Annotated in this window: 19 protein-coding genes and 1 other annotated feature; all 19 genes read left to right on the forward strand. The window is 40.2% G+C overall.

Going from position 1 to position 20,293, the window contains the following annotated elements; all coding sequences use genetic code 11:
• The first annotated feature begins 166 nt into the window (after positions 1-166).
• Positions 167-700 (forward strand): transcription termination/antitermination protein NusG, encoded by a 534-nt coding sequence (gene nusG / locus AC1MGI_RS05530; RefSeq protein WP_480349708.1) that lies wholly within the window; start codon positions 167-169, stop codon positions 698-700.
• A gap of 176 nt (positions 701-876) precedes the next feature.
• Positions 877-1,302: a 50S ribosomal protein L11 gene (gene rplK / locus AC1MGI_RS05535; RefSeq protein WP_028390474.1), complete on the forward strand. Its 426-nt coding sequence runs from the start codon at positions 877-879 to the stop codon at positions 1,300-1,302.
• A 107-nt stretch (positions 1,303-1,409) separates the two neighbouring features.
• Entirely contained in the window at positions 1,410-2,111 is a 702-nt protein-coding gene (rplA, locus tag AC1MGI_RS05540) for a 50S ribosomal protein L1 (protein WP_480348872.1), read from the forward strand.
• Between the two features lie 48 nt (positions 2,112-2,159).
• Positions 2,160-2,308: a sequence feature (ribosomal protein L10 leader region), on the forward strand.
• A 39-nt stretch (positions 2,309-2,347) separates the two neighbouring features.
• Complete coding sequence (gene rplJ, locus AC1MGI_RS05545; RefSeq protein WP_062187173.1) at positions 2,348-2,848, forward strand: 50S ribosomal protein L10; 501 nt, start codon at positions 2,348-2,350, stop codon at positions 2,846-2,848.
• A gap of 58 nt (positions 2,849-2,906) precedes the next feature.
• On the forward strand, positions 2,907-3,266 hold the full coding sequence (rplL, locus tag AC1MGI_RS05550) for a 50S ribosomal protein L7/L12 (protein WP_480348873.1): 360 nt from the start codon (positions 2,907-2,909) through the stop codon (positions 3,264-3,266).
• A 163-nt stretch (positions 3,267-3,429) separates the two neighbouring features.
• Complete coding sequence (locus AC1MGI_RS05555; RefSeq protein WP_480349709.1) at positions 3,430-4,035, forward strand: class I SAM-dependent methyltransferase; 606 nt, start codon at positions 3,430-3,432, stop codon at positions 4,033-4,035.
• A gap of 239 nt (positions 4,036-4,274) precedes the next feature.
• Positions 4,275-7,856 carry a DNA-directed RNA polymerase subunit beta gene (rpoB, locus tag AC1MGI_RS05560; RefSeq protein ID WP_480348874.1) on the forward strand — a complete coding sequence of 1,194 codons (3,582 nt, stop codon included), beginning with the start codon at positions 4,275-4,277 and terminating at the stop codon, positions 7,854-7,856.
• A gap of 190 nt (positions 7,857-8,046) precedes the next feature.
• Positions 8,047-11,646: a DNA-directed RNA polymerase subunit beta' gene (rpoC, locus tag AC1MGI_RS05565; RefSeq protein WP_480348875.1), complete on the forward strand. Its 3,600-nt coding sequence runs from the start codon at positions 8,047-8,049 to the stop codon at positions 11,644-11,646.
• 191 nt (positions 11,647-11,837) lie between these two features.
• On the forward strand, positions 11,838-12,086 hold the full coding sequence (locus tag AC1MGI_RS05570) for a 50S ribosomal protein L7ae-like protein (RefSeq protein ID WP_480348876.1): 249 nt from the start codon (positions 11,838-11,840) through the stop codon (positions 12,084-12,086).
• Between the two features lie 105 nt (positions 12,087-12,191).
• Positions 12,192-12,614, forward strand: a complete 423-nt coding sequence (rpsL, locus tag AC1MGI_RS05575; protein ID WP_028390466.1) for a 30S ribosomal protein S12 — start codon at positions 12,192-12,194, stop codon at positions 12,612-12,614.
• A gap of 45 nt (positions 12,615-12,659) precedes the next feature.
• Entirely contained in the window at positions 12,660-13,130 is a 471-nt protein-coding gene (gene rpsG / locus AC1MGI_RS05580; RefSeq protein WP_062187178.1) for a 30S ribosomal protein S7, read from the forward strand.
• 50 nt (positions 13,131-13,180) lie between these two features.
• Positions 13,181-15,259, forward strand: a complete 2,079-nt coding sequence (gene fusA, locus AC1MGI_RS05585) for an elongation factor G (protein WP_480348877.1) — start codon at positions 13,181-13,183, stop codon at positions 15,257-15,259.
• A gap of 120 nt (positions 15,260-15,379) precedes the next feature.
• Positions 15,380-16,567, forward strand: a complete 1,188-nt coding sequence (tuf, locus tag AC1MGI_RS05590; protein ID WP_480348879.1) for an elongation factor Tu — start codon at positions 15,380-15,382, stop codon at positions 16,565-16,567.
• 615 nt (positions 16,568-17,182) lie between these two features.
• Positions 17,183-17,491 (forward strand): 30S ribosomal protein S10, encoded by a 309-nt coding sequence (gene rpsJ, locus AC1MGI_RS05595; protein ID WP_040372540.1) that lies wholly within the window; start codon positions 17,183-17,185, stop codon positions 17,489-17,491.
• Between the two features lie 36 nt (positions 17,492-17,527).
• A complete protein-coding gene (rplC, locus tag AC1MGI_RS05600) occupies positions 17,528-18,157 on the forward strand; it encodes a 50S ribosomal protein L3 (RefSeq protein WP_062187181.1) in 630 nt (209 codons plus the stop codon).
• 25 nt (positions 18,158-18,182) lie between these two features.
• Positions 18,183-18,806 carry a 50S ribosomal protein L4 gene (rplD, locus tag AC1MGI_RS05605; RefSeq protein WP_062187182.1) on the forward strand — a complete coding sequence of 208 codons (624 nt, stop codon included), beginning with the start codon at positions 18,183-18,185 and terminating at the stop codon, positions 18,804-18,806.
• Positions 18,806-19,090 carry a 50S ribosomal protein L23 gene (gene rplW / locus AC1MGI_RS05610; RefSeq protein WP_403077952.1) on the forward strand — a complete coding sequence of 95 codons (285 nt, stop codon included), beginning with the start codon at positions 18,806-18,808 and terminating at the stop codon, positions 19,088-19,090. Before rplD ends, rplW begins: the two co-directional genes overlap by 1 nt.
• Before the next feature lie 26 nt (positions 19,091-19,116).
• Positions 19,117-19,947 (forward strand): 50S ribosomal protein L2, encoded by an 831-nt coding sequence (gene rplB / locus AC1MGI_RS05615; protein ID WP_480348880.1) that lies wholly within the window; start codon positions 19,117-19,119, stop codon positions 19,945-19,947.
• Between the two features lie 60 nt (positions 19,948-20,007).
• A complete protein-coding gene (gene rpsS / locus AC1MGI_RS05620) occupies positions 20,008-20,286 on the forward strand; it encodes a 30S ribosomal protein S19 (protein ID WP_062187185.1) in 279 nt (92 codons plus the stop codon).
• Positions 20,287-20,293 lie beyond the last annotated feature (7 nt).

A 20,293-nucleotide genomic window follows, 5' to 3' on the forward strand; every position in this document is an offset into this window, starting at 1 on the left:
TTTCCATGCAGCTTATTTGACACATACTCGCTTTCGGGTGAAACAAGGCGCTTGCGCTTTTCTTAAAAAGTAATGTCTCCAGAAGTCAGTGACGGCTTCTTGGGTTTTTGTGAAAATGGTGTCAAAAAAAGTTATGGGGAGGGAAGGGCGATTTAGTCCTAATGATATGGAGAAAAATTGGTATGTTGTACACACATACTCAGGATATGAGAATAAAGTAAAAGCGAATCTTGAGAAGCGTGTCGAGACAATGGCGATGCAAGATAAGATTTTCCGCGTCGTTGTTCCTGAAGAGGAAGAAACAGAAATTAAAGATGGTAAGACAAAGGTCATAAAAAAGAAGGTATTTCCAGGATATGTACTAGTTGAAATTATTATGACGGATGATTCTTGGTATGTAGTTCGTAATACACCTGGAGTAACAGGATTTGTAGGTTCTTCTGGGGCTGGTTCAAAACCAACTGCTTTACTGCCTGAAGAAATTGAAGTCGTTCTTAAACGCATGGGTGTTAATGAACAGCGAATCGAAGTAGATTTCGAAATAGGTGACACTGTAACGGTTAAGGAAGGTCCTTTCTCCGATTTTTCGGGAGTTATCGAAGAATTGGATAAGGACAAAAGTAAAGTGCGAGTGCTTGTCAATATGTTCGGTAGAGATACCCCTGTTGAACTCGATTTTAATCAGGTGGAAAAAATATAATCTGAAAAAACTTGAAATCAATGTTGGAAAGTGGTAAAATTTCAAAGGTCAGTATGTTTCTATTATGAGACCTAAATGATATAACATTCTTTATTTAATTAAAGAATTTAAGATGAGTGGGAGGGTATACCCCTATTACCACATCACGGACTTAGACTTATAAGGAGGTGTGTCTCGTGGCTAAAAAAGTAATTAAAATGGTTAAATTGCAAATTCCTGCTGGGAAAGCGAATCCGGCACCGCCGGTTGGTCCTGCACTAGGTCAAGCTGGTGTTAACATCATGGGATTCTGTAAGGAGTTCAACGCTCGTACAGCAGATCAAGCTGGTCTAATTATTCCTGTTGAAATCACGGTATTTGAAGACCGTTCATTTACATTTGTAACAAAAACTCCACCCGCTGCAGTATTGCTTAAAGTTGCAGCTGGAATTGAGTCTGGTTCTGGTGAACCTAACCGTAATAAAGTTGCTACAGTCAAACGCGATAAAGTACGCGAGATTGCAGAAACAAAAATGCCTGATCTAAACGCAGCAAACGTTGAGTCTGCAATGCGTATGGTTGAAGGTACAGCACGCAGCATGGGTATTGTCATCGAAGATTAATCCCATCTAAACAGTTATTCGTTTCTACGGGGTTGCGATTCATACTCGCAACCTTTATTCGTGGGAGGTTATTCCGTTAAAACCACAATATAGGAGGATTTTATATCATGGCTAATAAAGGTAAAAAATATCTTGAAGCGGTACAATTAATTGACCGTACTAAAGCATATTCAGTAACAGAAGCTGTAGAACTTGCTAAAAAAACTAGCTTTGTAAAATTTGATGCAACAGTTGAAGTTGCTTTCCGTTTGGGCGTTGACCCTAAGAAAGCTGATCAACAAATCCGTGGAGCAGTTGTGCTTCCAAACGGAACTGGTAAAACTCAACGTGTATTAGTTTTTGCTAAAGGCGAAAAAGTTAAAGAAGCTGAAGCAGCAGGCGCTGATTATGTTGGAGATTCAGAATACATCAACAAAATCCAACAAGGTTGGTTTGAATTTGATGTGATCGTTGCTACTCCAGATATGATGGGTGAAGTTGGTAAATTAGGACGAGTATTAGGACCAAAAGGTCTAATGCCGAACCCGAAAACTGGTACAGTTACATTTGACGTAACGAAAGCAGTTAATGAAATCAAAGCTGGTAAAGTTGAATACCGCGTTGACAAAACCGGTATTATTCACGCTCCAATTGGTAAAGCTTCTTTCGAAGACAACAAATTGGTTGAAAACTTTACAACGATCTATGATACGTTAATGAAAGTAAAACCTGCGGCAGCTAAAGGGACTTACATGAAGAATGTTTCTGTAACGACTACAATGGGCCCTGGTGTTAAGGTTGATCCTTCTTCATTCAGTGTAAAAAATTAACATTTGACAATATGAAACGATTATTGCTATAATCTGTTTTGTTATTATAAAAGAATATCATTTGTACCGTAGACAGTAGGTGCTCAAAACTTGAGCTTAATTTCCTGCCGAGGTAATTCGATAAAATAGTCCATGACTATGACTTTCAAATTACTGCCTCCTCGTCTGCAAGATGTGGAGGCTTTATCTTTGACCGGTATAAATGTTTTCAAGCAAATCTAATAGGAGGTGTAAGGATGAGCGCCATTATCGAACAAAAGGTTCAAATTGTTAATGAGATTACTGAGAAATTCAAAGCTAGCCAATCAACTGTTGTTGTTGACTACCGCGGATTATCTGTTTCAGAGTTAACAGAACTTCGTAAACAACTTCGTGAAGCAGGCGTTGAGTTCAAGGTTTACAAAAACTCTATGACTCGCCGTGCTGTTGAAGCTGCTGAATTAGTTGCTTTAAATGAATCATTGACTGGCCCGAACGCAATTGCATTCTCAACTGAAGATGTTATTGCTCCTGCGAAAATCCTTAACGATTTCGCGAAAAAACATGAAGCATTAGAAATTAAAGCTGGAGTTATTGAAGGAAACGTTGCAACGGCTGAAGAAATTAAAGCTCTTGCAGAACTTCCATCACGCGAAGGTCTACTTTCAATGCTACTCAGCGTGCTACAAGCACCTATTCGCAATCTTGCTCTTGCTACAAAAGCTGTGGCAGATCAAAAAGAAGAACAAGGAGCGTAAGTTAACACTTAGCCCTTGGTAACAAAAACTAAAACAAAACCCTAGGAGGAAATATACAATGACTAAAGATCAAATCATTGAAGCAGTTAAAACTATGACTGTTTTAGAACTAAACGACCTAGTTAAAGCAATCGAAGAAGAATTTGGCGTAACTGCTGCTGCTCCTGTAGCTGCTGCTGCTGCTGGTGGCGCTGCTGTTGAAGAACAAACTGAGTTTGATGTTATTCTTACTTCTGCAGGCGACCAAAAAATCAAAGTTATCAAAGCTGTTCGTGAAATCACAGGACTTGGTCTTAAAGAAGCGAAAGAAGTTGTTGATAACACTCCTAAAGCAGTCAAAGAAGGCGTATCTAAAGAAGAAGCTGAAGAATTCAAAGCTAAACTTGAAGAAGTTGGAGCTGGCGTTGAAGTTAAGTAATCTTTCTTGTTAAAAAGCTCGCTATTATGGCGGGCTTTTTTTCTCTTACTTTTGAAATCGTAAGCGGTATGCTTAAATTCCATTGTAAACAGTAAGCTTCTAATCTTCACAAATCTTCTCTCGAAATTCTTCAATTAATCTTTTCTGATAGGAGGAGATGACTCTGGCAGATCATTACTACTCACAAAAACCGGATGTTGAAAGCAATCCGAAATTTTGGGACTACACTCTAAGAGGACGCTCGTTTCGCTTCAAAAGTGACAATGGAGTGTTCTCAAAAAAAGACATTGATTTCGGATCGCGCTTATTAATTGAAACTTTTACTCTTGAAGAAGAGATTAAGGGAAGTATTTTAGATGTGGGTTGTGGATATGGTCCGATTGGGCTTTCCATTGCTGCATCTTTCCCTGAAAGAACGATAGAATTGATAGATATTAATAGTCGTGCAGTGGATCTTGCAAAAGATAATGCGAAATCAAATGGAATTGCAAATGTGAATATTTATGAAAGTGATCAATTGGACAGTGTTGAATTCGATCAATTTGCAGCAATACTGACTAACCCGCCTATCCGCGCGGGGAAAACAGTCGTTCACGGCATTTTAGAAAAAAGTCATGCGAAATTGAAAGATGGCGGCGAGTTATGGGTTGTCATTCAGAAAAAGCAAGGTGCTCCGTCTGCGATGGATAAGATGGAACAGGTTTTTGGGAATGTTAAGACGGCTGTAAAGAAAAAGGGTTATTATATACTTGTATCTAAAAAAAATTGACTCAGTTTTTCCGCTATGTTAGTATTGTATAATGCAAATATATAATTCCTTAACTATGCAATTTTTATACTAAAGGTGTATAGAAAGTGGTTGAATTGGAAAAAATATATAAATAATAGTTCGTTTTATGAAAAATTGTGGTTTTTAAAACAAAAACCATTTTCTTTTTGTCTATGGAATTACACTTTTTCCAAGAGGCAAAGGGAACCTTATAACGCTTGATTTAAGGGGTGAATCGGTTGACAGGTCAACTAGTTCAGTATGGACGACACCGCCAACGTAGAAGTTATGCAAGAATCAGTGAGGTATTGGAATTACCAAACCTAATTGAAATTCAAACCGCTTCTTATCAATGGTTTCTTGATGAAGGATTAAGAGAGATGTTCCAGGATATTTCTCCTATTGAGGACTTTACGGGCAATTTATCGCTTGAATTTATCGATTACAGTTTGGGAGATCCAAAATATTCGGTAGAAGAATCGAAAGAACGTGATGTAACGTACTCAGCACCACTTCGTGTAAAAGTCAGACTTGTAAATAAAGAAACTGGGGAAGTCAAAGACCAAGATGTATTCATGGGTGATTTTCCTCTTATGACTGAAACAGGTACATTTGTCATTAATGGTGCAGAACGCGTTATCGTTTCACAACTTGTTCGTTCACCAAGTGTGTACTACAATGGAAAAATGGATAAAAACGGAAAATACGGCTTTACAGCTACTGTTATTCCTAACCGAGGTGCATGGTTGGAGTATGAGACAGATGCAAAAGACGTAGTTTATGTCAGAATTGACCGTACGCGGAAGTTGCCAATTACAGTATTGATGCGTGCTCTTGGGTTTGGGTCTGATCAAGAAATTCTTGACCTTATTGGAGATAATGAGTATATCCGTAATACGCTAGAAAAGGATAATACCGAAAGCGTAGAAAAAGCATTACTAGAGATTTACGAACGTCTTCGCCCGGGTGAACCACCGACTGTAGAAAACGCGAAAAGTCTTTTGGTTTCACGTTTCTTTGATCCAAAGCGTTATGACTTAGCGAATGTAGGACGCTATAAACTAAATAAAAAACTGCATATTAAAAACCGTTTATTTGGTCAACGTATCGCTGAGACATTAGTTGATCCGGAAACTGGTGAGATTATTGTTGAAAAGGGCACACTTCTAGACCGACGCATTTTAGACCGCATCCTTCCTCATCTTGATGAAGGAATTGGCAATCGCACATATCAGCCAGTAGGCGGTGTGGTAGAAGATGAGATTTTGCTTCAACCAATTAAGATATATGCTCCAAATGATACAGAAGGCGAGAAAATCATCAACGTAACCGGGAATGCAAATGTAACGGACCGTGTGAAAAACATTACACCTGCCGACATTTTATCTTCTATTAGCTACTTCTTTAATTTACTTCATGGGGTAGGGATTACAGATGATATCGATCACCTTGGTAATCGCCGTCTTCGTTCAGTGGGCGAATTATTACAAAATCAATTCCGAATTGGATTATCAAGGATGGAGCGAGTTGTTCGTGAAAGAATGTCTATTCAAGACACGAATACCATTACACCGCAGCAATTAATTAATATTCGCCCGGTGATTGCTTCTATCAAAGAATTCTTCGGAAGTTCTCAATTATCACAATTCATGGACCAAACAAATCCATTAGGAGAATTGACGCATAAACGCCGTCTTTCTGCATTAGGACCAGGCGGTTTAACACGTGAACGTGCCGGTTTTGAAGTGCGTGACGTTCATTATTCTCACTATGGTCGTATGTGTCCAATTGAAACACCAGAGGGTCCAAACATTGGACTGATCAACTCATTATCTAGCTATGCGAAGGTGAATCCATATGGATTTATCGAAACGCCATTCCGTCGTGTGGATCCTGAAACAGGAAAAGTTACAAATCGCATTGACTATTTGACAGCAGATGAAGAGGATAACTATGTAACGGCGCAAGCAAACACTCGCTTAGATGACGATGGGTCATTTATAGACGATCAAATCGTAGCCCGTTTCCGCGGTGAGAACACCGTAGTACCACGCGACCGCGTTGACTATATGGATGTTTCCCCGAAACAGGTTGTATCAGCGGCGACAGCTTGTATTCCTTTCTTGGAGAATGATGACTCTAACCGTGCCCTAATGGGAGCAAACATGCAACGTCAAGCAGTGCCGTTATTACAACCAGAAGCACCACGTGTCGGAACAGGTATGGAATATGTATCTGCTAAAGATTCTGGAGCAGCTGTGATTTGTAAGCACGAAGGAATCGTTGAGCATGTTGAATCTCGTGAAGTCTGGGTTCGACGAGTAAGTGTTGTGGATGGACAAGAGGTAAAAGGAAATCTTGATAAATACCGTCTTTTGAAATTTATCCGTTCTAACCAAGGAACGTGCTATAACCAACGCCCAATCGTAAGCGTAGGGGACAAAGTGGTCAAAGGGGAAATCTTAGCTGATGGTCCGTCAATGGAATCAGGTGAGCTTGCTCTAGGTCGTAACGTCCTTGTGGCATTTATGACATGGGATGGTTATAACTATGAAGATGCTATTATTATGAGTGAACGTCTTGTAAAAGATGATGTCTATACATCGATTCACATTGAAGAGTATGAGTCAGAATCACGAGACACAAAGCTTGGACCTGAAGAAATTACTCGGGATATTCCAAACGTTGGGGAAGATGCACTTCGTAACCTTGACGAACGTGGCATAATCCGCATCGGCGCTGAAGTTAAAGACGGAGACTTACTAGTGGGTAAAGTAACGCCAAAAGGTGTAACGGAACTTACAGCTGAAGAACGTCTTTTACACGCTATCTTTGGTGAAAAAGCACGTGAAGTACGTGATACGTCCCTTCGTGTACCACATGGCGGTGGCGGAATCGTACATGACGTTAAAGTGTTTAACAGAGAAGATGGAGATGAACTTCCACCAGGCGTAAACCAACTTGCACGTGTATATATTGTTCAAAAACGTAAAATTCACGAAGGTGACAAAATGGCAGGTCGTCATGGTAATAAAGGGGTTATCTCTCGCCTTCTTCCGGAAGAAGATATGCCATATTTACCGGACGGCACACCGGTTGACATTATGTTAAACCCATTAGGTGTACCATCTCGTATGAACATTGGGCAGGTATTGGAATTGCATTTAGGAATGGCAGCCAGGGCCCTTGATATTCATGTTGCTTCTCCGGTTTTCGATGGAGCAACAGAGGAAGATGTTTGGGCAACAATTGCTGAAGCTGGAATGGCAAGTGATGCGAAAACAGTCTTATATGATGGACGCTCAGGTGAACCATTCGATAACCGCGTATCAGTAGGTATTATGTATATGATCAAACTTGCTCATATGGTTGATGATAAGCTTCATGCGCGATCAACAGGACCTTACTCACTCGTTACGCAGCAACCACTTGGTGGTAAAGCGCAATTCGGTGGACAGCGTTTCGGTGAAATGGAGGTATGGGCACTTGAAGCATATGGTGCTGCATACACCTTGCAAGAAATTCTTACTGTTAAGTCCGATGATGTCGTTGGTCGTGTGAAAACATATGAAGCGATTGTGAAGGGCGAAAATGTACCGGAGCCGGGTGTTCCTGAATCATTCAAAGTATTGATTAAGGAGCTTCAAAGCTTAGGATTGGATGTCAAAATCATGAATGCGCAAGACCGCGAAGTTGAAATGCGTGATTTGGAAGATGAAGATGATGTAAATCATTCTGACTCCTTGAACATCGATAAAGAAGGTAAAGAAATGGTTGCCTCAGATGCTGGCACGAAGACAAATGCCATCACAACGGATTAACACTTTGAATAAATAGTTTTTTTACCACTCTGACTAGGCAGTATTGGCTCTTCAACTAATCGAACCATGCTGCCTGTTGGAGTTCAATTAATTAGGTCGGTCATTCTAAGGGAAAGTGGCGCCTGATAGTATGAAAGAACAATTTAAGCAATTTGGGTAAAACTTGGAGATCAAAAGGGAGGTAGGCCCCTTGATAGATGTAAATAATTTTGAATATATGAAAATTGGTCTTGCTTCACCAGATAAGATTCGTTCTTGGTCACATGGCGAAGTAAAAAAACCAGAAACAATTAACTATCGTACATTAAAGCCTGAGAAGGACGGTTTGTTCTGCGAAAGAATTTTCGGACCACAAAAGGACTGGGAATGTCATTGTGGTAAATACAAACGTGTTCGTTATAAAGGTGTCGTTTGTGATCGCTGCGGTGTAGAAGTTACACGTGCGAAGGTTCGCCGTGAGCGTATGGGGCATATTGAGCTTGCTGCACCTGTATCTCACATTTGGTATTTCAAGGGTATTCCAAGCCGAATGGGACTTGTATTAGATATGTCTCCACGCGCTTTGGAAGAAGTGATTTATTTTGCATCCTACGTTGTCACTGAGACAGGTGATACAACGTTAGAAAAGAAACAGCTTCTTTCTGAAAAAGAATATCGTGCATACCGCGAAAAGTACGGAAAAAAATTCCAAGCTGGTATGGGTGCGGAAGCAATAAAAAAATTACTACAAGACATTGATACAGAAAAAGAAACAGAAGCTTTAAAAGAAGAACTAAAAACAGCTCAAGGACAACGTAGAACTCGAGCAATTAAGCGTCTTGAAGTGTTGGAGGCTTTCCGTAATTCTGGAAACGAACCTTCTTGGATGATTCTTGATGTACTTCCTGTTATTCCACCGGAACTTCGTCCTATGGTGCAATTAGACGGTGGTCGTTTTGCGACTTCTGACTTGAATGATTTGTATCGCCGAGTAATAAACCGTAACAATCGTTTGAAACGTTTATTGGATCTTGGTGCTCCGAGCATCATCGTTCAAAACGAAAAACGTATGCTTCAAGAAGCAGTAGATGCTTTGATTGATAATGGTCGTCGCGGCCGTCCAGTAACAGGACCTGGTAACCGCCCATTGAAATCACTTTCTCATATGCTTAAAGGGAAGCAAGGGCGTTTCCGCCAAAATCTACTTGGTAAGCGCGTTGACTATTCTGGTCGATCAGTAATTGTTGTTGGACCGAACTTGAAAATGTATCAATGCGGACTTCCGAAAGAAATGGCAATTGAACTATTCAAACCATTTGTTATGAAAGAACTCGTTCAAAAAGGGTTAGCACACAACATTAAATCAGCTAAACGTAAGATTGAACGGTTGTCTCCAGAGATTTGGGACGTACTTGAAGCTGTCATTAAGGAGCATCCGGTATTACTGAACCGTGCACCTACACTTCACAGACTTGGTATTCAAGCATTTGAACCGACACTTGTTGAGGGCCGGGCAATCCGTCTTCACCCGCTTGTATGTACTGCATACAATGCTGACTTTGACGGTGACCAAATGGCTGTACACGTTCCATTATCATCTGAAGCACAAGCTGAAGCAAGATTGCTAATGCTGGCTGCGCAAAACATTCTAAACCCGAAAGATGGAAAACCAGTTGTTACTCCTTCACAGGATATGGTATTAGGTAACTATTACTTAACTTTAGAAAGAGCTGGAATCATTGGCGAAGGAATGATTTTTAAAGATACAAGCGAAGCTTTGCTAGCTTATCAAAATGGCTATGTACACTTGCACTCGCGTGTTGCTGTTCATGCAGGATCCCTAAATAACGAAACATTTACTGAACAACAAAATAATCAGCTCTTATTAACAACTGTTGGTAAAATGATTTTTAATGAGATTTTACCTAAATCATTCCCTTACATCAATGAACCTACAGGATATAATTTAGAAGTGAAAACTCCTGAGAAGTATTTTGTCGAAAAAGGGGCAAACATTAAAGAACTTATTCAAGCACAACCATTAATTGATCCATTCAAGAAGAAAATTCTTGGGAACATTATCGCAGAAGTATTTAAACGTTTCAAAATTACCGAAACGTCAAAAATGCTTGATCGGATGAAAAACCTTGGATTCAAACATTCTACAAAAGCCGGAATCACTGTTGGTGTTTCTGATATCGTAGTTTTGGGTGAAAAACAGGAAATCATCGAAGAAGCACAACAAAAAGTGGATAATGTGTTGAAACAATTTAGACGTGGTCTCATAACGGAAGACGAGCGCTATGATCGTGTTATTTCAATTTGGAGTGCGGCTAAAGATACGATTCAATCTAAACTAATGAATTCATTAGACCGTAGCAACCCAATCTTTATGATGAGTGATTCTGGAGCGCGTGGTAACGCATCTAACTTTACTCAGTTAGCGGGTATGCGGGGATTGATGGCCAATCCGGCTGGACGTATTATCGAGTTGCCAATTAAATCAAGTTTCCGTGAAGGTTTAACGGTATTAGAGTACTTTATCTCTACTCACGGTGCTCGTAAAGGTCTTGCTGATACAGCACTTAAAACAGCCGATTCCGGATACCTTACTCGTCGTCTCGTAGACGTTGCACAAGATGTTATTGTTCGTGATGACGATTGTGGAACTGACCGTGGATTGAAGGTTTCAGCTCTGAAAAATGGTACAGAGATTATAGAGACATTAGAAGAACGTTTGATTGGTCGTCATGCTAGAAGAGCAATTAGACATCCTGAAACGAAAGAAGTTATTGTTCATGAAAATGGGCTAATCACTGAAGACCTTGCTAAGTATATTGAAGATAGCAGTATCGAGGAAGTATGGATTCGTTCTGCATTTACATGTAACACCAGTCATGGTGTATGTAAAAAATGTTATGGACGCAATCTTGCAACAGGGCAGGAAGTTGAAGTTGGAGAAGCAGTCGGAATTATTGCTGCACAATCTATCGGAGAGCCTGGTACACAGTTAACAATGCGTACATTCCATACAGGTGGAGTTGCCGGTGATGATATCACCCAAGGTCTACCTCGTATCCAAGAAATCTTTGAAGCAAGGAACCCTAAAGGACAAGCGCTTATTACAGAAATTGAAGGTACTGTTGTTTCAATTAATGAAATACGTGACAAGCAACAAGAGATTGTGGTCCAAGGTGCTGTTGAGTCTCGCACGTTTACCGCGCCATACTCTGCACGATTAAAAGTGTCCGTAGATTCATATGTACAGCGTGGAGAAGAATTAACAGAAGGATCAATTGATCCGAAAGAGTTACTTAAAGTTACGGACGTACTTGCAGTTCAAGAGTACTTGTTAAGCGAAGTACAGAATGTATACCGTATGCAAGGGGTAGAAATCGGGGACAAACATATCGAGGTTATGGTTAGACAAATGCTTCGGAAAGTCCGCGTGCTTGATGCAGGTGAAACGGATGTTCTTCCAGGAACGTTACTTGATGTGCATCAGTTTACTCAAGCGAATACAGACGCACTTCTTAGTGGCAAGAACCCAGCTACTGGACGACCAGTACTGCTCGGTATAACAAAAGCATCACTAGAAACAGATTCCTTCTTATCGGCGGCATCATTCCAAGAAACGACTAGAGTTTTAACAGATGCAGCGATAAAAGGAAAACGCGATGAATTACTTGGGTTAAAAGAGAATGTTATCATTGGTAAACTTGTACCAGCGGGAACAGGAATGCTTCGTTACCGCAAGGCAAGCCCAGTTATTGTTGAAGATACAAATGAAGACAGCGTCCCAGTAGAGTAATAATATAAACACTGGCTCGTGAGGTGCTTGCTCTTTTACAAGACGGAGTTTAAACTCGCTAAAAGGTCATGCATATCACGAGTCGGTATTATATAATTATTATTAAAAGATAAGTTGACAAAAAGACATCATAAGTGATATTATTGCAAATGTGCTCCTATGATACCCTGTGACTTTGGAGGATATGATAGATGTCTTATGAAAAAGTACTACAGGCAAAGTCAGTGATAATAGGAACGAAACAAACCCTGAGAGCTCTCAAACAGCATTTAATTCGAGAGGTCATCATTGCACAGGATGCTGATCTGTTGCTGACAGCTCGTGTTGCAGAGACTGCTCGAGAATTAGAAGTTCCAATCACGTACGTTGATTCGATGCGGATGCTTGGAAAAGCATGCGGTATTGATGTCGGAGCAGCTACTGTTGCCATTAAAAAGTAAAACTGTTTTTGCGGAATTATTTTTTGCAAAAACTTTGTTTTTGCTCATTTATGAACCACCTGGATGTGTGGTACTAGAACTGAAAAGTGAAGGGAGGACAAATTAATGCCTACTATTAATCAATTAGTGCGTAAAGGTCGCGAGTCTAAAGAATACAACTCTAAATCACCAGCACTTAACAAAGGCTATAACAGCTTTAAAAAATCACAAACTAACGTAACTTCTCCACAAAAACGCGGTGTTTGTACTCGTGTGGGAACTATGACACCGAAAAAACCAAACTCAGCGTTACGTAAATATGCGCGTGTACGTTTGACGAATGGTATCGAAGTAACAGCTTACATTCCTGGTATCGGACATAACCTACAAGAACACAGCGTGGTACTAATCCGTGGAGGTCGTGTAAAAGATTTACCAGGGGTACGTTATCACATCGTTCGTGGTGCGCTTGATACAGCTGGAGTGAATAACCGTATGCAAAGTCGTTCTAAATACGGAACAAAACGTCCAAAAGCACCAAAAAAATAATAGAACCAAAACAAAATATGAACTACACCGAAAGGAGGAAACATAATGCCTCGTAAAGGACCTGTTTCTAAAAGAGACGTATTACCAGATCCAATTTATAATTCAAAACTTGTGACTCGTTTAATCAACAAATTGATGGTTGATGGACAAAGAGGTAAATCACAAAAAATTCTTTATTCTGCATTTGATACAATCCAAGAACGTACTGGCAACAACCCGATGGAAGTGTTTGAACAAGCACTTAAAAACATCATGCCTGTACTAGAAGTAAAAGCACGCCGTGTGGGTGGTGCCAACTACCAAGTACCAGTTGAGGTGCGTCCAGATCGACGTTCAACTCTTGGTCTTCGTTGGTTAGTAAACTATTCTCGTTCTCGTGGAGAAAAAACGATGGAAGAGCGTTTAGCTTACGAAATCATGGATGCTGCAAACAACACTGGAGCAGCTGTTAAGAAACGTGAAGATACACACAAAATGGCAGAAGCTAACAAAGCGTTTGCTCATTATCGTTGGTAAGATTGTATTATATAAAAACATTCTCATAAAAAGGAAGGAGAAAGACCAAGATGGCAAGAGAGTTCTCCTTAGCAAATACGCGTAATATCGGTATCATGGCTCACATCGATGCTGGTAAAACGACGACAACCGAACGTATTCTTTTTTACACTGGTAAAATCCATAAAATTGGTGAAACGCACGAAGGCGCATCACAAATGGACTGGATGGAACAAGAGCAAGAGCGTGGTATTACAATTACATCTGCGGCTACAACAGCACAATGGAATGGAAACCGCGTAAATATCATTGATACACCGGGACACGTAGACTTCACTGTAGAAGTTGAGCGTTCCCTACGTGTACTTGATGGAGCTGTAGCTGTACTTGATGCACAATCAGGTGTTGAGCCACAAACAGAAACTGTTTGGCGCCAAGCTACGACATACGGTGTACCACGTATCGTGTTCGTAAACAAAATGGACAAAACAGGTGCGGATTTCCTATATTCTGTAGGAACTTTACATGATCGCCTTCAAGCGAACGCGCACGCAATCCAAATTCCTGTGGGCGCTGAAGATCATTTCACAGCTATCATTGACTTAGTAGAAATGAAAGCTACTTTCTATGGCAATGACCAAGGTACTGAAATCTCTGAAGGTGAAATCCCTGAAGAACATCTTGAATTAGCTCAAGAACACCGTGAGAAATTAATTGAAGCGGTAGCTGAACTTGATGAAGATCTAATGGAGAAGTACTTAGGCGGAGAAGAAATCTCAGTAGCTGAACTTAAAGCTGCAATCCGTAAAGCGACACTTAGTGTTGAATTCTACCCTGTAGTTTGTGGTACTGCATTCAAACACAAAGGTGTTCAATTAATGCTAAATGCAGTAGTTGATTACTTACCATCTCCTCTTGATGTTCCTGCTATCAAAGGTACGCTTCCTGATTCAGAGGAAGAAGTTGAGCGTCATGCTGATGATACGGAACCATTCTCTGCACTTGCATTTAAAGTTATGACGGATCCTTATGTAGGGAAACTTACATTCTTCCGCGTATACTCTGGTACATTGCAATCTGGTTCTTACGTAATCAACTCAACAAAAGGTAAACGTGAACGTGTTGGTCGTATCTTACAAATGCATGCAAACAGCCGTGAAGAAATCTCAGTAGTACATGCTGGTGACATCGCTGCTGCAGTAGGTTTGAAAGATACTACAACTGGTGACACATTATGTGATGACAAAGACCAAGTTATTCTTGAGTCTATGGTCTTCCCTGAGCCAGTTATCTCACTTTCAGTTGAACCAAAATCAAAAGCTGACCAAGACAAAATGGGTCAAGCTCTACAAAAACTTCAAGATGAAGATCCAACATTCCGTGCACATACTGACCCGGAAACTGGTCAAACGATTATTGCAGGTATGGGTGAGCTTCACCTAGATATCCTTGTAGACCGTATGCGTCGCGAGTTTAAAGTAGAAGCAAACGTAGGGGCTCCTCAAGTAGCGTACCGTGAAACGTTCCGTGGATCTGCGCAAGTTGAAGGGAAATTCGTTCGCCAATCTGGTGGTCGTGGACAATTCGGGCACGTTTGGATTGAGTTCTCTCCAAATGAAGAAGGAAAAGGATTCGAATTTGTAAATGCTATCGTCGGTGGTGTTGTTCCTCGTGAATACATCCCTGCTGTTCAAGCGGGTCTAGTAGACTCACTTGATCGCGGTGTTATCGCAGGATATCCACTTGTTGATATTAAAGCAAAACTATTTGACGGATCTTACCATGACGTTGACTCCAACGAAATGGCATTTAAAATCGCTGCATCTATGGCACTTAAAAATGCAGCATCTAAATGTAAACCAGTTATTCTTGAGCCGATTATGAAAGTAGAAGTTGTTATTCCAGAAGAATACATGGGAGATATCATGGGTGACGTTACATCACGCCGTGGCCGTGTAGAAGGTATGGAAGCTCGCGGAAACACACAAATGGTTAAAGCGATGGTTCCACTATCTGAAATGTTCGGATATGCAACATCTCTACGTTCTAACACTCAAGGAAGAGGAACGTTCTCTATGCACTTCGATCACTATGAAGAAGTACCGAAGAGCATCGCTGAGGAAATTGTTAAAAAAAATAAAGGTGAATAATTGATTTTCATCTTCTATTAAAGTATAACTACTTATGTAAGCTGCGGAACAAGGTATTACCTTGTTTCGTAGTGTCATAATTCTAAAATAAAATTTATAATTTCAAGGAGGAATATCCTAATGGGTAAAGCAAAATTCGATCGTTCAAAACCACACGTTAACGTTGGAACAATTGGTCACGTTGACCATGGTAAAACAACTCTTACAGCTGCTATCACAACTGTACTTGCAAAAAGTGGTGGAGCAGAAGCACGCGGATATGACCAAATCGACGGAGCACCAGAAGAAAAAGAACGTGGTATTACAATTTCTACTTCACACGTTGAGTATGAAACAGAAGCTCGTCACTATGCGCACGTTGACTGCCCAGGTCACGCTGACTATGTTAAAAACATGATCACTGGTGCTGCACAAATGGATGGCGGAATCCTAGTAGTTTCTGCTGCTGATGGTCCAATGCCACAAACTCGTGAACACATCCTTCTTTCTCGTCAAGTAGGTGTTCCATTCCTAGTTGTATTCATGAACAAATGTGACATGGTTGATGACGAAGAGCTTCTTGAATTAGTAGAAATGGAAATTCGTGACCTACTTACTGAATACGAATTCCCTGGTGATGATATTCCAGTAATCAAAGGTTCTGCTCTTAAAGCTCTTCAAGGTGAAGCAGCTTGGGAAGAAAAAATTCATGAATTAATGAACGCTGTTGATGAATATATTCCAAACCCAACACGTGAAACTGACAAACCATTCATGTTACCAGTTGAGGATGTATTCTCAATCACTGGTCGTGGAACTGTTGCTACAGGACGTGTTGAGCGTGGACAAGTTAAAGTCGGAGATGTTGTAGACATCATCGGTATGACTGAAGAACCAAAACCAACTACTGTAACAGGTGTTGAAATGTTCCGTAAGCTTCTTGATTATGCTGAAGCTGGTGACAACATTGGAGCACTTCTTCGTGGGGTTTCTCGTGAAGATATCCAACGTGGACAAGTAATTGCTAAACCAGGTTCAATCACTCCACACACTCAATTCAAAGCGGAAGTTTATGTTCTTTCAAAAGAAGAAGGTGGACGTCATACTCCATTCTTCACAAACTACCGTCCACAATTCTACTTCCGTACAACGGATGTAACTGGTATCTGTAATCTTCCTGAAGGCGTAGAAATGGTTATGCCTGGAGATAACATCGAAATGTCAGTAGAACTAATTGCACCAATCGCTATCGAAGAAGGTACAAAATTCTCTATCCGTGAGGGTGGACGTACTGTAGGCGCTGGCGTAGTTGCTAAAATCACTAAGTAATTGAATAGTTGAAAGGGACGCCTTTCGAAAGGGAGCAGTTGGGACGCCGGCTGCTCCCTTTTTTTATTTTAAAAAGGAAGATATAAGAGCTTGTTCTAAAAAGATCGGTAAAATAGCTTGCGAATTTGATCAAAGATTATTAAGGTTATCTGTAAAATCGTACAAATTCAATTCATATTGCAAAAGTTAAGGTACCCTAACCAAGGAGTGACACCTATATTTTCCCATTTACAAACTCTTCTTCTATACTGTATTCTGTTTTAAGTACAAGAACGAATAGATGTTTACGGTAGGATCTTTACTAGATGTTTGATAGAGTACATTGAAGTTCAGATGACTATTGATAGTAAGAGCCCAACCATAAAAAATGCATATAAAAATTAAACTTGATAAAGAGTTGCTTACTATGTATAATAGTAAAAGTGTCTTGCACAAAGAAATGTTTAAGTTTTACTTGATTATTCTAGGTGCTTTAGATATAATAGACAATGTTGGTCTTTGACTGCGATGATTTGGAAGGTTGCTGACACACCCGGCCGCTTTGCCATGGCGAGTGTGTGGGAAATTTCCAATGAGAAAGTCTATTTAGAAAATAGGCGAAAAGGAGGGAAAATAATGGCAAAACAAAAAATTCGTATTCGTTTAAAAGCGTATGATCACCGAATCCTTGATCAATCTGCTGAGAAAATTGTTGAAACTGCAAAACGTTCTGGTGCTGCTGTATCGGGTCCAATCCCATTACCAACTGAACGTTCTGTTTACACGGTCCTTCGTGCAGTTCACAAATATAAAGATTCTCGTGAGCAATTCGAGATGCGTACTCACAAACGTCTTATCGATATCGTGAATCCAACTCCTCAAACAGTTGATTCATTGATGCGTTTAGACTTACCATCTGGTGTTGACATTGAAATCAAACTTTAATTATAGAAAATTAGAAAAAATCAGGAGGTGTGACTAATGACCAAAGGAATCTTAGGAAGAAAAATTGGTATGACGCAAGTATTTGCTGAAAATGGTGAACTTATTCCAGTAACAGTAATCGAAGCAGCTAACAACGTAGTTCTTCAAAAGAAAACAATTGAAACTGACGGTTATGAAGCAATTCAAATCGGTTTTGAAGATAAACGTGAAAAGCTTTCGAATAAACCTGAAAAAGGCCATGTTCAAAAAGCAAACACTGCACCTAAGCGCTTCGTTCGCGAATTCCGTTCAGCAAATCCAGCTGATTACGAATTAGGTCAAGAAGTCAAAGTTAGTATTTTCGCAGAAGGCGATACAGTAGATGTAACAGGGATCTCTAAAGGTAAAGGTTTCCAAGGTGCAATCAAGCGCCACGGACAATCTCGTGGACCAATGACTCACGGATCACGTTACCACCGTCGACCAGGTTCAATGGGTCCTGTTGCTCCAAACCGCGTATTCAAAGGTAAATTATTACCAGGACGTATGGGTGGAGAACAAGTAACTGTTCAAAACTTAACAATTGTTAAAGTGGACGTAGAACGTAACTTACTTTTAGTAAAAGGTAATGTTCCGGGTGCGAGAAAAGCTTTAATCAAAGTTAAGTCTGCTGTTAAAGCTAAGTAATATCTGAGAAAGGAGGAGCATTAGAATGCCAAAAGTTACATTGTTCAACCAAACTGGCTCAAAAGTTGGCGATATCGAACTAAATGAGTCGATTTTCGGAATTGAACCTAACAATTCTGTATTATTTGAAGCAATTATCATGCAAAGAGCTTCTTTAAGACAAGGAACTCATAAAGTGAAAACTCGTTCTGAAGTTGCAGGCGGCGGTCGTAAACCATGGAAACAAAAAGGAACTGGACGTGCGCGTCAAGGTTCAATTCGTTCACCACAATGGCGTGGCGGCGGTACTGTATTCGGTCCGACACCAAGAAGCTACTCTTACAAATTACCTAAAAAGGTTCGTCGTTTAGCGATTAAATCTGCTTTATCGGCTAAAGTCCTTGAAGATAATGTATTAGTACTTGAAAACCTAGTTTTCGAAGCTCCAAAAACAAAAGAATTTGCAGCTGTTCTTAAAGGACTTTCTATTGAAACTAAAACGTTGATCGTAACTGACGGTTTAGATGAGAAAGTTGCGTTATCTGCTCGTAACATCCCAGGTGTTACTGTTGTAGAGGCGAATGGTCTTAATGTTCTTGATGTTGTTTCACACAACAAATTGATCTTGACTAAATCTGCTGTTCAAAAAGTAGAGGAGGCTCTAGCATAATGGATGTTCGTGATATCATTAAGCGACCAGTAATTACAGAAGCTTCTTCAGACGCAATGGCTGAGAAGAAGTATACGTTTGAAGTTGATGTGAAAGCTAACAAGACTCAAGTTAAAGATGCTGTTCAAGAAATCTTTGACGTACAAGTTGAGAAAGTTAACATCATGAACTACAAAGGTAAATTTAAACGCATGGGTAAACATGCAGGTTATACAAACAAACGCCGTAAAGCGATTGTTAAACTAACTGCTGATAGCAAAGAAATCGAATTATTCGAAGCTTAATTCATTAGAGAAGGAGGGAAATACACATGGCGATTAAAAAGTATAAACCTACCTCTAACGGTCGACGTAATATGACTACATCTGACTTTGCTGAGATTACTGCAAGCAAACCAGAAAAATCATTACTTGCTCCTTTAACACGTAAAGGCGGCCGTAATAACCAAGGTAAGTTAACAGTTCGTCATCAAGGTGGCGGCCATAAGCGTCAATACCGTATCATTGATTTCAAACGGGTCAAAGATGGTATACCAGGACGCGTTGCTACAATTGAGTACGATCCAAATCGTTCTGCAAACATTGCATTAATTAACTATTTAGATGGAGAAAAACGTTATATCCTAGCTCCTAAAAACCTAGAAGTAGGCATGGAGATTATGTCAGGCGTTGACGCTGATATTAAAGTAGGTAACGCTCTTCCATTAGCAAACATTCCAGTTGGTACAGTAATCCATAACATCGAATTAAAACCAGGAAAAGGTGGACAATTAGTCCGTTCAGCAGGTACATCTGCACAAGTTCTTGGTAAAGAAGGTCGTTATGTACTTGTACGTTTAAATTCTGGTGAGGTTCGTATGATTCTTGCAACTTGCCGTGCTACTATCGGTCAAGTGGGTAATGAGCAACACGAATTAATCAACATCGGTAAAGCCGGACGTTCACGCTGGTTAGGAAAACGCCCAACAGTTCGTGGATCTGTAATGAACCCGAATGATCACCCGCATGGTGGTGGGGAAGGCCGTTCACCTATCGGACGTAAATCTCCAATGTCTCCTTGGGGTAAACCAACTCTTGGTGCTAAAACCCGTAAGAAGAAAAACAAATCCGATAAATTTATCGTGCGTCGTCGTAAAAAATAACGGGATTGAACTACGGTTCATATATAGAGCCGTAGCACAATCACGAAGGGAGGTACACTCATGGGTCGCAGCTTAAAAAAAGGTCCATTTGTTGATGAGCATTTGATCGTTAAGGTTGAAAAGTTAAATGAAACTGAGAAGAAACAAGTTATTAAGACTTGGTCTCGTCGTTCAACAATCTTCCCACAATTTATCGGTCACACAATCGCTGTCTATGATGGTCGTAAACACGTACCGGTTTATGTAACGGAAGACATGGTAGGTCATAAACTTGGCGAATTCGCACCTACACGTACTTATAAAGGTCACGCAAGTGATGATAAGAAAACAAGACGTTAACGAGAGG

Source organism: Peribacillus sp. BM1 (assembly GCF_056679975.1).

What these genes read in the sequence shown, in the direction of transcription:
- nusG (WP_480349708.1), top strand. Translation starts at nt 167, where the DNA reads ATGGAGAAAAATTGGTATGTTGTACACACATACTCAGGATATGAGAAT.
- rplA (WP_480348872.1), top strand. Translation starts at nt 1,410, where the DNA reads ATGGCTAATAAAGGTAAAAAATATCTTGAAGCGGTACAATTAATTGAC.
- rplJ (WP_062187173.1), top strand. Translation starts at nt 2,348, where the DNA reads ATGAGCGCCATTATCGAACAAAAGGTTCAAATTGTTAATGAGATTACT.
- rplL (WP_480348873.1), top strand. Translation starts at nt 2,907, where the DNA reads ATGACTAAAGATCAAATCATTGAAGCAGTTAAAACTATGACTGTTTTA.
- AC1MGI_RS05570 (WP_480348876.1), top strand. Translation starts at nt 11,838, where the DNA reads ATGTCTTATGAAAAAGTACTACAGGCAAAGTCAGTGATAATAGGAACG.
- rpsL (WP_028390466.1), top strand. Translation starts at nt 12,192, where the DNA reads ATGCCTACTATTAATCAATTAGTGCGTAAAGGTCGCGAGTCTAAAGAA.
- rpsG (WP_062187178.1), top strand. Translation starts at nt 12,660, where the DNA reads ATGCCTCGTAAAGGACCTGTTTCTAAAAGAGACGTATTACCAGATCCA.
- fusA (WP_480348877.1), top strand. Translation starts at nt 13,181, where the DNA reads ATGGCAAGAGAGTTCTCCTTAGCAAATACGCGTAATATCGGTATCATG.
- tuf (WP_480348879.1), top strand. Translation starts at nt 15,380, where the DNA reads ATGGGTAAAGCAAAATTCGATCGTTCAAAACCACACGTTAACGTTGGA.
- rpsJ (WP_040372540.1), top strand. Translation starts at nt 17,183, where the DNA reads ATGGCAAAACAAAAAATTCGTATTCGTTTAAAAGCGTATGATCACCGA.
- rplC (WP_062187181.1), top strand. Translation starts at nt 17,528, where the DNA reads ATGACCAAAGGAATCTTAGGAAGAAAAATTGGTATGACGCAAGTATTT.
- rplD (WP_062187182.1), top strand. Translation starts at nt 18,183, where the DNA reads ATGCCAAAAGTTACATTGTTCAACCAAACTGGCTCAAAAGTTGGCGAT.
- rplW (WP_403077952.1), top strand. Translation starts at nt 18,806, where the DNA reads ATGGATGTTCGTGATATCATTAAGCGACCAGTAATTACAGAAGCTTCT.
- rplB (WP_480348880.1), top strand. Translation starts at nt 19,117, where the DNA reads ATGGCGATTAAAAAGTATAAACCTACCTCTAACGGTCGACGTAATATG.
- rpsS (WP_062187185.1), top strand. Translation starts at nt 20,008, where the DNA reads ATGGGTCGCAGCTTAAAAAAAGGTCCATTTGTTGATGAGCATTTGATC.